The 12,300-nt window shown below is 36.2% G+C and carries 14 protein-coding genes; 5 read left to right on the forward strand and 9 right to left on the reverse strand.

Translation table 11 applies throughout. From position 1 onward, the window contains the following. Positions 1 to 145: 145 nt before the first annotated feature. Together AB8P06_RS10425 and AB8P06_RS10430 are read right to left on the reverse strand one after the other, a co-directional pair. A complete protein-coding gene (locus AB8P06_RS10425; protein ID WP_369841234.1) occupies positions 146 to 1,117 on the reverse strand; it encodes a FecCD family ABC transporter permease in 972 nt (323 codons plus the stop codon). A gap of 24 nt (positions 1,118 to 1,141) precedes the next feature. After that, a complete protein-coding gene (locus AB8P06_RS10430) occupies positions 1,142 to 1,705 on the reverse strand; it encodes a TlpA family protein disulfide reductase (protein ID WP_369841236.1) in 564 nt (187 codons plus the stop codon). A 32-nt stretch (positions 1,706 to 1,737) separates the two neighbouring features. Here AB8P06_RS10430 and AB8P06_RS10435 point away from each other — a divergent pair, with 32 nt between their 5' ends. Next, complete coding sequence (locus AB8P06_RS10435) at positions 1,738 to 2,862, forward strand: flavin reductase family protein (RefSeq protein ID WP_369841239.1); 1,125 nt, start codon at positions 1,738 to 1,740, stop codon at positions 2,860 to 2,862. A 65-nt stretch (positions 2,863 to 2,927) separates the two neighbouring features. Then, positions 2,928 to 3,476, forward strand: coding sequence for a SanA/YdcF family protein (locus tag AB8P06_RS10440; RefSeq protein WP_369841914.1), 549 nt, complete (start codon positions 2,928 to 2,930; stop codon positions 3,474 to 3,476). On the opposite strand, the gene tamL is transcribed toward AB8P06_RS10440, so the two are convergent. After that, positions 3,473 to 6,076, reverse strand: a complete 2,604-nt coding sequence (gene tamL, locus AB8P06_RS10445) for a translocation and assembly module lipoprotein TamL (RefSeq protein WP_369841242.1) — start codon at positions 6,074 to 6,076, stop codon at positions 3,473 to 3,475. The genes AB8P06_RS10440 and tamL overlap by 4 nt on opposite strands. Between tamL and AB8P06_RS10450 the strand changes: the two genes are divergently transcribed. After that, positions 6,062 to 6,787 (forward strand): TrmH family RNA methyltransferase, encoded by a 726-nt coding sequence (locus AB8P06_RS10450; RefSeq protein ID WP_369841244.1) that lies wholly within the window; start codon positions 6,062 to 6,064, stop codon positions 6,785 to 6,787. The genes tamL and AB8P06_RS10450 overlap by 15 nt on opposite strands. Before the next feature lie 74 nt (positions 6,788 to 6,861). Here AB8P06_RS10450 and AB8P06_RS10455 read toward each other — a convergent pair whose 3' ends face one another. The 5 genes from AB8P06_RS10455 to porQ all read right to left on the reverse strand — a co-directional run bounded on the left by AB8P06_RS10455 (position 6,862) and on the right by porQ (position 9,928). Further along, entirely contained in the window at positions 6,862 to 7,359 is a 498-nt protein-coding gene (locus AB8P06_RS10455; protein ID WP_369841246.1) for a phosphoribosyl-ATP pyrophosphatase, read from the reverse strand. 3 nt (positions 7,360 to 7,362) lie between these two features. Then, positions 7,363 to 7,671, reverse strand: a complete 309-nt coding sequence (locus AB8P06_RS10460) for a phage holin family protein (RefSeq protein ID WP_369841248.1) — start codon at positions 7,669 to 7,671, stop codon at positions 7,363 to 7,365. Between the two features lie 80 nt (positions 7,672 to 7,751). Then, positions 7,752 to 8,102: a YtxH domain-containing protein gene (locus AB8P06_RS10465; protein ID WP_369841251.1), complete on the reverse strand. Its 351-nt coding sequence runs from the start codon at positions 8,100 to 8,102 to the stop codon at positions 7,752 to 7,754. A 95-nt stretch (positions 8,103 to 8,197) separates the two neighbouring features. Further along, the gene (gene cmk / locus AB8P06_RS10470) at positions 8,198 to 8,872 is read right to left on the reverse strand and encodes a (d)CMP kinase (protein WP_369841254.1); all 675 of its coding nucleotides are present in this window, start codon (positions 8,870 to 8,872) and stop codon (positions 8,198 to 8,200) included. A 63-nt stretch (positions 8,873 to 8,935) separates the two neighbouring features. Continuing rightward, positions 8,936 to 9,928, reverse strand: a complete 993-nt coding sequence (gene porQ, locus AB8P06_RS10475) for a type IX secretion system protein PorQ (protein WP_369841257.1) — start codon at positions 9,926 to 9,928, stop codon at positions 8,936 to 8,938. A gap of 167 nt (positions 9,929 to 10,095) precedes the next feature. On the opposite strand from porQ, the gene pyrH reads away from it, so the two are divergent. Continuing rightward, positions 10,096 to 10,803, forward strand: coding sequence for a UMP kinase (pyrH, locus tag AB8P06_RS10480; protein WP_369841260.1), 708 nt, complete (start codon positions 10,096 to 10,098; stop codon positions 10,801 to 10,803). 137 nt (positions 10,804 to 10,940) lie between these two features. Then, positions 10,941 to 11,495: a ribosome recycling factor gene (frr, locus tag AB8P06_RS10485; protein ID WP_369841263.1), complete on the forward strand. Its 555-nt coding sequence runs from the start codon at positions 10,941 to 10,943 to the stop codon at positions 11,493 to 11,495. Between the two features lie 88 nt (positions 11,496 to 11,583). On the opposite strand, the gene AB8P06_RS10490 is transcribed toward frr, so the two are convergent. Continuing rightward, positions 11,584 to 12,228, reverse strand: a complete 645-nt coding sequence (locus AB8P06_RS10490) for a hypothetical protein (RefSeq protein WP_369841266.1) — start codon at positions 12,226 to 12,228, stop codon at positions 11,584 to 11,586. Positions 12,229 to 12,300 lie beyond the last annotated feature (72 nt).

The raw sequence follows: 12,300 nt of genomic DNA on the forward strand, positions 1-12,300 counted from the left end.
AAGGCGCTAAGTTTTGACCTTATTGTTGTTTTTAAGGCGCAGGAAAATCAAAGATTTTCGGCAAGTTTTAATTGATTAAAATAAAAATCCTTGCGTCTTAAATATACACCTTAAAAATAAAAATCGCGTCTTTGCGATTAACCTGTCATATTTTATTTTGTTTCAAAAGCATCATCAAAATCACAGGAATTCCAAAAATAGAGCTTATCACATTCAACGGGATCTGAGTCTTCTCCGCAATGATTGAAAACACAAGCATGATCAACATTCCTAAAAACATATTTAAGATCCATTGCTGCCACAGCTTTGCAGGATTATAGATCAGTCTGCAAAAATGCGGTACAATAATTCCGATAAATAAAATAGGCCCCAGAAAAGCGGTAACGGATGCCGACAGAAGGGAAGAAGCTACAATGATCAGAAGTTTCAGCTGTTTTAAATTCACTCCGAGGCTTTGCGCATATGAGCTTCCTAAAGAATTTCCTATCAGAGGTTTTATGGTCTTGAAACAAATAAATAATCCGATTAAAACTAAAACTGATAAAACCTTAACTTGATTTCCGGTGACCATATTGTTGGCTCCGAAAGACCATAGAATATAGTTTTTCAGGCTTTGATTTTCGGCATAGAACTGAAGCAGGGAAACAATAGCTCCGGCAAACGCAGATACGAGAAACCCGAAAATGATAAGGTAAGATTTATCCTGAAATTTATTGGACATGGACAATAAAATCAGCATCAAAAGCAAACTTCCGGCAATTGCTGATAAACTGAGAAAGCTGTTTTGCAGAAATTCGGGCAGCAGAATATTGTGCGAAAAGAAAATATAAAATGCAACGGATAAACTAGCTACTGAAGTAATTCCCAGAATATCCGGTCCTGCCAGTGGATTCTGAAAATATTCCTGCATCAGGAATCCTGAAGTAGGAATTGAAATTCCGGCTAAAAGCATTACCAATACTCGGTTAACACGGATTTCAGCAATTTGGGTATTCGCGGAATCATAAAAGAAATCGTGAATACCTAAACTTAAAAATCCTGTGTTCAGATTAATAATCGCGGTAATAATAATGGCGATTAAAAATAATAAACACAGGATTTTAAATTGATTTGACATTATTCAGAAAGAATTCTGTAAAATTTATTTTAAAAGAGAATTAAGTTTTTTATCTAATTCTTCTTCGGTCATCATGCCTAAAAATTCTTCGGTTTTATCTCCTTTTCTCATATAGGTAAAAGGAATTGAACCGCCGTCCCATTGTTTAAAATTGGAAGCAAAGAAATTCTGGTCCAGCTTTTTCCCGTCTACCAAAATAATATTTTTAGTGAGGTTGTTTTCTTCAGCAAACTTTTTCACTGAACTGTTCCATTCCGATTGATCATCCAGGTTGATGAAAGTAAACTTTACGGGTTTTCCTTTTAATTCTTCTATTTTCTTCTTAAAATGAGGAATTTCTCTCATACATGGGCCGCACCAGGTTGCAAAAAAATTGGTAACGTATAAAGTGTCATTTTTTGTTGCAAGATATTTACCTACGTTTTCCGGTGAAACTTCCGGAGAAAAGTAAACCGTGTTTTCAGAACCTGGGTTTTCTGCGACAGTAGTTGAGTCTGCAGGGGGAGTGGTATCATCTGTTTTCTGGATTTCTTTTTTGCAGGCGGAGAGTGAAATCAGGATAAGCGTGGATAAAATTATCTTCTTCATAATTATTTTTTTATCTATTTTTGAATTGAAGTATGGAACAACAAATCTATAAAGGGAAACTAACGCAGTTTCATTGGCTAAAAATAGCGAAAAAGGAAGAACTGACCAAAAATACTTTTTCTCTGGAATTTGAGATTCCTGAGAATTTGAAGGAGAATTTTAAGTTTGATGCCGGTCAATTTGTAAGTGTAAAATTTCAATCTCACGGTACAGATGTCATTAATGATTATTCGATGACTTCAGCTCCGTACGAAAAAAAAATATGTCTGGGAATAAGGGTTACTTCTCAGGAAGGAGCAACTTTTCAATTATTTAAAAATTATAATGTAGGCGATGAATTATTGGTAAGTGAACCTTCCGGAAGGTTTACATTGGTTTCAAAGCCAAGTGAATTCAGGACGATCGTTGGTTTTGCCGCAGGAATAGGAATTACGCCTATATTAAGTCATTTTAAAAATATTCTTCACAATGAGCCAAGAACCAGGCTGTTTTTATTCTTCGGAAATAAAAATTCGGAGGATCTAATTTATAGGGATTTACTGGATAATCTTGCCAGGACATGCGGTGACAGGCTGCAGATTTTTTATTTCTTTTCTCAGGAAAAAACGGCTGATCAGTTTTTTTACGGGAGACTGGATGAAAAAAAATTACATTTAATTATCAATCAGATCCTGCATCTTGATGATACAGATGAAGAGTCAACGATCTGGGATGCAGTAGATGATGTCCTGATCTGCGGAAAAGGAGAGATGATTAAAACACTTGCCAATGCCTGCTATCATCACGGAATCCCGAAAAAAAATATTCATTTTGAACTTTTTGAAGAATATAATGACGACATTTATCCTATAGAAAAAGAATTTCCTTTAATTGAAGCGGTAAAAGTAGAATTTACCATGTTTGGAAAAGATTACGAGACAGAGTTTCCCAACAATAAAGAGAAAATTCTCCAACAGTTATTGGTTCAGAATTTTCCTGTTCCTTATTCATGTAAATCCGGGATTTGCGGAAGCTGCGAATGTTTTCTGGAAGAAGGGGAAGTTGAATTGCTGGAAAATGAATATCTTACGGAGAAAGAGGAGCAACAGGGGAAAATACTGGCATGTATGTCTATTGCCAAAACAAAGAAAATAAAACTTAACTTTGATCTTATTTGAGAATCGTAAGGAACATATATCGTCTTATTATTTTATCAGCAGAAATTGGTATTTTGCTGATATGTATGGCCAATGCCTGGGTTTTTGGCCTCACTAACGGAAGAACGTATACCAAAATTTCAAAGATTCCGCCCCGGGAAGTTGCTCTTGTACTCGGGACCTCACCTAAAATGAGATCGGGAGCCTCAAACCCGTATTTTACAAAACGGATGGATGCTGTGGCATTGCTTTATCATCACGGAAAGATCAGGAAGATAATTGTAAGCGGTGAAAAAAGTAAAGGCTACAATGAACCTGCAGCCATGAAAAATTACCTGATTTACCAGGAAGGAGTTCCTGAAGAAATTATTGTTGAAGATCCGAAAGGATTTAATACTTATAAAAGCATTCTCCGTTGTAAAGATGTTTACAAAGAAAATAATGTGATCATTGTTTCACAAGGGTTTCACAATCTGCGGGCGTTATTCTTTGCCCGAAACAATAATATGAATGCTTTAGGCTTTGATGCCCAGGATGTCACAAAGCCCGAAAGTTTCTACAGAAATCAAACCAGGGAAGTGCTCGCCAGAGTGATTGCTGTAGTTTATTTTCTTTTAGGAATTTCCCCGGATTAGAAAGGATATCCGAAAGCAATATTCAGTGTAGGTTTAAAAGGCTGGAAATCCTTAAATCTCCATCGGTCACCATCAGGTTTGTTAGGATCATAAATTTTATAAGCGAAATCAAGTCTTAGTGTGATATAAGCTACATTTACCCTTAATCCGAATCCGCTACCGATACCCACCTGACCCAGGAATTTATTGAATTTAAACTCATCTCCGTATCCGTCATTATAATTACGGAGACTCCAGGTATTCCCGATATCTGTAAAGATGGCTCCTTCATACATATCGTTAAACGGAACACGGTATTCAATATTGGTGGTTAGCTTTAAATTGTCGGTCATGTAGGTACGAACTCTTTCATCAACCTGAGAATCGGCAGGACCAAGGCCTCCGAATGCTACCCAGGCTCTGATGTCATTTGAACCTCCGTTAAAATAAGACCTGATCACCGGCATGGAAGTTGAGTTTCCGTATGGGATTCCCACTCCTACAAACTGACGAAGAACCAGGGTCTGGTTTCCGTTGAATTTAAAATATTTTCTTACATCAAAATCAAATTTTACAAACTGTGCATAAGGAACTCCGAAAATAGTTCTCTGCGGGCTGGTAATAATTCCGCCGCCATCGTCTCTTCGCTGATTGAAGATGCTTAAAATATTACCTGCGAGTTCTACTTTTCCGTTAAAATAAAAGGCATTGGGATAATCTTTTTTACCGATTTCATTATAAACAAAATTATAGATCATCGAAGAAATAAGAACATCCTGGGTTTGTCTGTCTTTATTAACCAATGTTCCTAAAAAGGCAACGAGACGGTTAGCTCCGGATTGATCGAGAGTAGATACATATCCCATATCTTCAATGATCTGCTGCGAAACCTGATCAATGGTTGTTTGCCCGGAATTGAATGCCGTTCCGGCTGCAGGATTATAAGCAAAGTAACTGTCGAAAATCTCTTTTCTTATGATATTGTCATTAGTGAAATAATCATAATAAGCGTCTTTATTCTTAGTTAAACTCAGTTGCGTGTTAAACAACGTCAGCCTGTGTGATACTTTGTCGTTTACCGTAGCCAGATAATTCAATCCTGTATTGAAGTTAACTCTTCCTAAACCGATATTGTTCTGTATTGCTGCTCCCAGAACGATGGATGAAGTAGGGCTGTATCGTTTCGGAATCAGTTTGTAATAATTAAAAGGAAGCAACAATCTGGGGAAATTCAGGGAAGCCTGGGCAGATATTTCATAAGCCAGTACTCTTTTACTGATATCTTTTGTACTTCTTATGGAACCGAATGTTCCGGAAAGGCTTGTTGATAGGTTTTCCGCCCCTTTAAATACATTTCTGGTGGTAAGATCTACGGAAGGAGAAACCCCAAGATTTAACAGCTGGGAATAATTGACATCAGTTCCTACTTTTAATTCATATTTCGGAAGTGGTTTTAATAAGTATAAAACATCAATAATACTGTCATTGGGAGCAGTTCCGCCACCGCGTCGTAAAGAATCTTTTGCTTTCAGGATACTGAAATTATTCATCGACAGGATATTCCTTTTGGTAAGATCCAGCTTTTTCTGGTCATAAATCTGTTTATGTCCTACTGTAATGGTTCTCCATATTGACGATGTCTTATACTGATCATTCATTTTATGGAAACGTATACCTCTAAGGCTGTCTTTGGTTGTATTTTTAGGGAAATCGCTGGCTTCATCAACAATGGCAACGTCTATATTACCTATTGTAGCCACCTTATAAGCTCTGTTAAGAGAGTCTTTATGGATTTCCAGGGTGAGGGGAACCTGTTTTCTGCTTTTCAGGGAATCGGCTACGAAATAAATCTCATCATTGAAATTATTAAATTTATAATATCCGTAATCCCTCATCAGGTCATTGATCCTGTTGACTTCTTTTTCAAGAACGGTCTGATCAAGTACCTGCCCGGCTCTTACATGCGTTTCATGAATTTTCTGCTGATAGATATTTTTAACTACCGGATCGGGAATATTGTAATAATACTCCTTGATATAAGTAGGATCATTATGCGTGATGTAATAGGTTACGGCTGCTTTTTTTGCCGCAGAATCCATCTTGGTTTTAAACTTAACTTCTGAATCCCAGTAGCCTCTGTAAGTAAGCCTTTTTTCAATTGATTCAGCACCTTTCTCAACTTTTGTTTCATCAAGAATGACAGGCGGAGAACCCCAGTTGTGATATAATCTGTCTAAAAGCAGGCTTTTTCCCACACTGCTTTTCATATTATATTTAATGAAAAGGGAATCTCTCAGCTTTTGGGTTCTCATCTCCCTCGGATACGTCATGTATTCATTAAGGATGGTGTCGTATTTAGGGTTGGCGGCATTGTATAGCCACAAACTTAACGGCATAAAAAGAAACTGCTTTTTATTGGGTTTTTGCTGAACATAACCCTTTAATTCACTGTCAAAGGCCTGTTTTTTATCTTCGAACTCAAATTTATTTTCCGTAAGCAGATATTGACCATCCGGAACCTTTTTAGTGGTACTACAAGCATAAAGGAGACCAACAAATGTTGCAAATGATATAATTTTATAATATTTTTGAGGAGAATTCTTATAATGCTTACAGCTCATACAATAAAAATTTTACAGTCTTTAGATAAAAAGAAGTTCAGACAAAAATACAATTTGTTTTTGGTTGAAGGTAATAAAATCATTTGTGAACTTTTTAATTCTAAATTTAAAATTAAAGAAATTTTATCTACCGATCCACAAAAATTGGACCGTACAGATATTCCGGTTACTCATATCTCTGATAATGAGTTAAAAAAAATCAGTTTCCTAAAAACGCCTAAGGATTCTGTGGCTATATGTTATCTCAATCCAGAGGAAAAGCTGGGAGATCTCAATATTCAGTTAGTACTCGATGGAATTCAGGATCCCGGAAATTTAGGAACAATCATCCGGCTTGCCGACTGGTTCGGAATAGAGCAGATCATCTGTAGTGAAGACACTGTTGATTTTTACAATCCTAAAGTGATTCAGGCAAGCATGGGATCTTTTACAAGAGTGAATATGGTGTATTGCAATCTCGTAGAATACCTTTCGGAAACACAGAATATCAATATCGGTACCGATATGGAGGGTGAAATTATTTATCGTTTTGAAAAGCCTCAGAAAATGAATTTAATTTTAGGAAACGAAGGAAACGGAATGAGGCCGGAAACGGAACAATTGCTTCATAAAAGGATAAGTATACCAAGATTCGGGAATTCCCAGTCTACAGAAAGTCTGAATGTATCAATGGCAGCCGGAATTATTCTCGGTCAGCTATTTTCCAAATAAGAGGCCGGAAATTAGTTGAAACCTGATTATACATGGCTTACACTAACTTCTAACCTCTAGTTTCTAATTTGTTTCTATATCAATTGTTCCAGACTGGAAACACTTTTATTCTTTTGATAGCTTTCAAGCTTTTTACGGATAAATTTGAGTGCGATAGGAGCAAGGTAGATCATAGCTGCCCCAAGTATTTTTTTCTTCCAGTTAGAGCTGCTCATATTTTTCTTGGCATAATTTCCAACCAGCGCAGTAGCCCCCAATCTTATAATACTGTCTAAGGCATTACCACTGAATGCCGAGCTTGCAATTCCCATTGCCGTATTTTTACTGATCAGAATATCTTTAACTTCAGACGTAAGCTGTTTGGCAATAACGTCTTTTCTCAAAACCACTCTTTCATCACCGTCTTCATCTACCTTTTCCTGTAAATACTGATCTGTTAAACCATTGGTAAAAGCACTCAGGCTTTCTTTAGTATTTTTAAAAGTAAGAAGGTTTTCCAGATCACCGATTTCTGACTTCAGTAGTTTTTTCTTTCTCCTTAATTCTTCCAAACTTTCGTAGTTTCTTCCCATGGTTTAATGATTTAAAAATTTAATAACCTGATCTGCTACAGAATTTACTATTCTTTTTTTGAACGCAATGACAACAAACATAACCACCAGATAAAATGCTGCAACAATCAGGAAACCGTATGAGGTGTCATTTAAAGCCCTGCCGATAAGAAATGCTATCCCAAAATTAAAAAGGATAATAAAGAAGGCAAAAGCAACGAGTAATACGATAAGGTAGGTAATAATCCCTGCAGAAAGTGATGACTTTTCAGTAGCTTCTATTTTCAGTAGATCTATTCTTTTAGATGCATATTCTTTAATAGTCTCTATCATCCTGTTTTTTTATAAAGTTACAAAAAAAGGAACTTTAATGCGCAAAGTCCCTTCTATAATTTAAAAATTAATTGAAATTATTATTTTTTAAGATCATTTAATTCTGTTTCCACATCTCTTACGACATCTGTAGTTTTAGAAACGATCTGATCTTTGTATTTATCGTACCCGTCTTTTACGGTATGAGCTACATTGCTCGCTGTTTCTTTGAAAGTAGAAGAAATGTTTCCATACTGATCTTTTACTTTTTCTGAAACTTCCCCGTATTTATTTTTAGCCTGATCTTTAAGATCGTTAGCCTTATCCTTTATTTTTTTTCTAGTTTCTTTTCCTTCTTCGGGAGCGTAAAGCATACCTAAGATTACACCTGCTGCTGCACCTGCAAGAAGTCCTGCTAATATACCTGCTGTATTGTTTCCTTTTCTAGACATTTTTTGTTTTTTTTAATAGTTAATAATATTAGTTTTTACTGTACAAAAGATTACAATTAACATACCAAATAGGTCCTGTGTCCTATTAAAAAATGTTAAATCTTAACAATATAAGACAGCATCACTTCGATGGTTTCTTTTTTGGTAAGGTGGGTATTATCAATAACAATGGCATCATCCGCTTTTTTTAAAGGGGCAATTTCCCTTTCGCTGTCGATCTTGTCACGCTCAATTAGATTTTCTTTTACCTGTTGCTCATCCGCTTCAATTCTCAGGCTCAGGAGCTCATTATATCTTCTTTTAGTTCTTTCGTCAATACTTGCGGTAAGGAAAAATTTAAAGTCAGCATTTGGCAGAACTACTGTCCCTATGTCACGTCCGTCCATAATAATTCCGCCTTTTTCTGCCAGGCTGCGTTGGGATTGTAGTAGAAAGTCTCTTACTTCTTTCTGTTTGGCTACCAGGCTTACATTGTCAGAAACCTCATTGGAACGGATTTGTTTTGAAATATCAGTATGATTGAGATAAAGAACCAGTTCTCCTTCGTCATTCTTAAACTCCAGGTCAATCTGATCTAAGGAGGAAAAAAGCTGATTGAGATTGATGGTACCGTTCTCATCTGTACAATTCTGAAGGGCAAACCATGTAACCCCTCTGTATAATGCACCTGTATCCAGATGAATAAGGTCAAGCTTATCGGCAATGACTTTAGATATTGAACTTTTTCCGGTAGACGAGTACCCGTCGATAGCTATTACAGGTTTTTTCATACCGCAAATTTCAAGATTTTTTTTAAAAAACCAAGAATATTGAAAATTAATTAGTGAAAAAAATTATTCTCCCCTGTGGCTGCTAAGGTCCATAGAGATGCCTATTTGATTGACATTGGAGGAGTTATGGTATCTTACATGAGCATAATCAATGCGGAATTTTGAAATTTTAATTCCGAATCCTCCTGAAAGTCCCGAAAAGTTTCTCTGATCTGCCACAGCAAGCTCATTTCCTCTTTTCGCATTGTAACCCAATCTGATATTAAAGTTTTTCTCAGGGAACAATTCAGCACCGATGGAAAAGTGATCCATAATTTTCCGGCCAACATTTACTTCCTGCCCATTGACATTATATTCCGAAGAAATATCAAACTGCTGCAGATCATGAGCGGTAATGGTAATGGCAAGCGGAATAGCCTTTAATATCCTGGTATATCCCAAATCTACCCGGAACGGAAGGTTTTCTCTTGTTCCGTTGAAAGATTTAAACTGATACCCGAAGTTTCTGAAGACCAGTGAGGCTACTTCTTTGCTTTTTTTATTATGGTAGGTAATTCCCGCAGTTCCTGAGATTGCGGATGAAGTATAGGTGTCGATTTTTGAAGTGATAAAATTGATTCCTCCACCAATGGTCCAGTCTTCTTCAAACTGGTAGGCATATCCTGCTCCGACGGCAACATCTGAAGCATTGAACTGGCCGTTTTCAAAACCGCTTTCATCAGTCCTCGGAATATCACCATAGCTCATATACCGTGCATTGATGGTGGCCATATGGCCGTTGTCAAAATCTTTGGCAAAAGCTATCGTTCCGTATTTTGAGTCTGCGAGGTAAGCAGCACCGTTGACGGAAAGCTGTTTGTCTGAATCTTTATTAAGTAGAGCCGGGTTTGCAATAGCAAAGGAAACATCATAATCTCTTATCGTAATTGCATCTCCGCCCAACGCAGCCTGTCTGGCAGATACCGGGATGTTTAAAAACGGATAAACATTTGTTCCCATTTGTGCATAAGAAACAATTCCTGACAGAAATAATGAAAGAATGACAATTTTCTTCAATTCAATTTATAATTAATGCAAAAATAATTCTTTTTCGTTCGTATCAAAATATTTCAAACATTATTTACACTTAATATTTTTCTTTTTCCAATATTTTTAATGATTATATTTGCAAAGTCAAATTTCAGGGAAACCAACCCTATTAAAAAAATTATTAAAAATTAAAGATGAAATATAAAAGAATCCTTCTAAAACTTAGTGGTGAAGCCTTAATGGGGAACAGACAATATGGTATTGATAATGAAAGGCTGCAGGAGTACGCTGCTGAAATAAAAAAAGTAGTAGATAAAGGTTGTGAGGTTGCCATTGTAATTGGAGGAGGAAATATTTTCCGTGGTGTAGCAGGTGCTGCGAAAGGAATGGACAGAGTGCAGGGAGATTATATGGGAATGCTGGCTACTGTGATCAACGGAATGGCTCTGCAAGGTGCATTGGAAGATGCAGGAATTAAGACAAGGTTACAATCTGCCATTGAAATGGATAAGGTAGCTGAACCTTTTATCAAGAGACGTGCGGTAAGACATCTTGAAAAAGGAAGAGTGGTTATTTTCGGAGCCGGAACAGGAAATCCTTATTTTACTACTGATACAGCTGCTACCTTAAGAGCTATTGAAATAGGAGCGGATGTTATTCTGAAAGGAACAAGAGTAGACGGTATTTACGACAGTGATCCTGAAAAGAATGCAGGTGCTGTAAAATATAATTCTTTATCTTTTGATGAAGTTTTTGAAAAAAATCTTAAAGTAATGGATATGACTGCATTTACTTTAAGTCATGAAAATAAATTACCGATCATCGTATTTGATATGAATAAAGACGGGAATTTAGTGAAAATTGTAGAAGGAGAGAATGTTGGTACTTTAGTTGATTTGTAATCCGATAGAAGATAACAGGTATTTAAATTTAAAGATTGAAAGATTTAAGAATTTAAAAATTATCCGTTACTCGTCATTTATCAATTATCAATCATCATTTATAATTAATGTGTAACCTATCAAATTTTAAATATATAATGGAAGAATTAGATCTTATAGTAGAAACTGTAAAACAAGACATGGAAGCAGCTATAAAACATTTGGATCATGCATTTCAAAGAATCAGAGCAGGACGTGCTTCTACATCTATGGTGCAGGATGTTATGGTAGAATATTACGGAGCTCCGACTCCCATCAACCAGGTTGCTAATGTTTCTGTTCCGGATGCAATGACCATTTCTATTCAACCTTGGGACAAAACGGCTATTAATGCGATAGAAAAAGCTATTATTAACTCTAATTTAGGTTTTGCACCTTCTAATAACGGAGAAAACATTATCCTTAATGTACCGCCTTTAACGGAGGAAAGAAGAAAAGAACTGGCAAAACAGGCTAAGGGAGAAACAGAACAAACCAAAATCGTTGTAAGAAATGCAAGACAGGACGGTTTGAAAGAGCTTAAAAGACTGGAAGGTGTTTCTGAAGACGTTATAAAAGGAGTGGAAGAAGATATTCAGGCGCTTACTGATAAATACGTGAAGCTTTGTGACGACCATCTTAAAGTAAAAGATGCTGAAATTATGAAAGTATAATTTTCAGGTATTGAAAATATAAAAGAGACTGTTTTTGACAGTCTCTTTTTTTATACTTGCTTCTGAAAAAGAATAACAATAAGATTTTCTAAAGGCATTTGATTTCGCCTCTTTTCTCTTTATTTTTCAACAACAGTTCATACGTTTTTAACAATTCCTCGCCGGAACACTGTATTTCCTTATTGGGGATTTTAGCGGGATCAGGATTGGAGCCACTGGATTTTATCGTATAATTTTTCTCAAGACATTTTATTGCTTTGCCGTTTTGTAAATAGATGCGCTGTTCAATGATATCATCCTTTGTTTCCGGTTTTTCCGGAGTACCGCCATCGAAGCTCCACGACGTATCTTCTTTTAAAATGAAAAAAGGAACTCCGTTTTTAATAAAATAATTTTCAACAGAAGAAAAATGACTGTACTCGGCATAAAAGTGCTTGATAACTTTCAGTCCATCTTTATCGGAATAAAAAGTAACTTCTCCCGATCTTTCATCACACTCGTATTTAAAACCCAGGGAATCGAGCTTTCCTTTGCTGAGTTCACCGTTAAGAATGTTGTATTCCTTTTTTATATCCTCTACGGTCAGTATTTTATTTTCTTTCACGGAAGAGGCCTTTTGGGGTCCGGAAATCAGTGTATCTGCAGCAGCAGAACTCTGATCAACGGTTTTATTCGTTTCATTTTTACAGGAAGTAATAAAAACTAGGCTTAGAAGGAATAAGGTGTTTTTCATAAGATAAGTGATTTAGGAATTGCTGGTCAGATATTTTGTTGAACATTTATAACTTACAAGTATTCGTAAATT

The organism is Chryseobacterium tongliaonense, assembly GCF_041224435.1.
Classification (GTDB): domain Bacteria; phylum Bacteroidota; class Bacteroidia; order Flavobacteriales; family Weeksellaceae; genus Chryseobacterium; species Chryseobacterium tongliaoense.

Bases quoted from the DNA above. Each gene is read 5' to 3' on its own strand.
- AB8P06_RS10465 (WP_369841251.1), bottom strand. From the start codon at position 8,102: ATGTCTAGAAAAGGAAACAATACAGCAGGTATATTAGCAGGACTTCTT.
- tamL (WP_369841242.1), bottom strand. From the start codon at position 6,076: ATGAGCTGTAAGCATTATAAGAATTCTCCTCAAAAATATTATAAAATT.
- AB8P06_RS10490 (WP_369841266.1), bottom strand. From the start codon at position 12,228: ATGAAAAACACCTTATTCCTTCTAAGCCTAGTTTTTATTACTTCCTGT.
- AB8P06_RS10450 (WP_369841244.1), top strand. From the start codon at position 6,062: ATGCTTACAGCTCATACAATAAAAATTTTACAGTCTTTAGATAAAAAG.
- AB8P06_RS10430 (WP_369841236.1), bottom strand. From the start codon at position 1,705: ATGAAGAAGATAATTTTATCCACGCTTATCCTGATTTCACTCTCCGCC.
- cmk (WP_369841254.1), bottom strand. From the start codon at position 8,872: ATGAAAAAACCTGTAATAGCTATCGACGGGTACTCGTCTACCGGAAAA.
- pyrH (WP_369841260.1), top strand. From the start codon at position 10,096: ATGAAATATAAAAGAATCCTTCTAAAACTTAGTGGTGAAGCCTTAATG.
- AB8P06_RS10440 (WP_369841914.1), top strand. From the start codon at position 2,928: ATGGCCAATGCCTGGGTTTTTGGCCTCACTAACGGAAGAACGTATACC.
- frr (WP_369841263.1), top strand. From the start codon at position 10,941: ATGGAAGAATTAGATCTTATAGTAGAAACTGTAAAACAAGACATGGAA.
- AB8P06_RS10425 (WP_369841234.1), bottom strand. From the start codon at position 1,117: ATGTCAAATCAATTTAAAATCCTGTGTTTATTATTTTTAATCGCCATT.
- AB8P06_RS10435 (WP_369841239.1), top strand. From the start codon at position 1,738: ATGGAACAACAAATCTATAAAGGGAAACTAACGCAGTTTCATTGGCTA.
- AB8P06_RS10460 (WP_369841248.1), bottom strand. From the start codon at position 7,671: ATGATAGAGACTATTAAAGAATATGCATCTAAAAGAATAGATCTACTG.
- AB8P06_RS10455 (WP_369841246.1), bottom strand. From the start codon at position 7,359: ATGGGAAGAAACTACGAAAGTTTGGAAGAATTAAGGAGAAAGAAAAAA.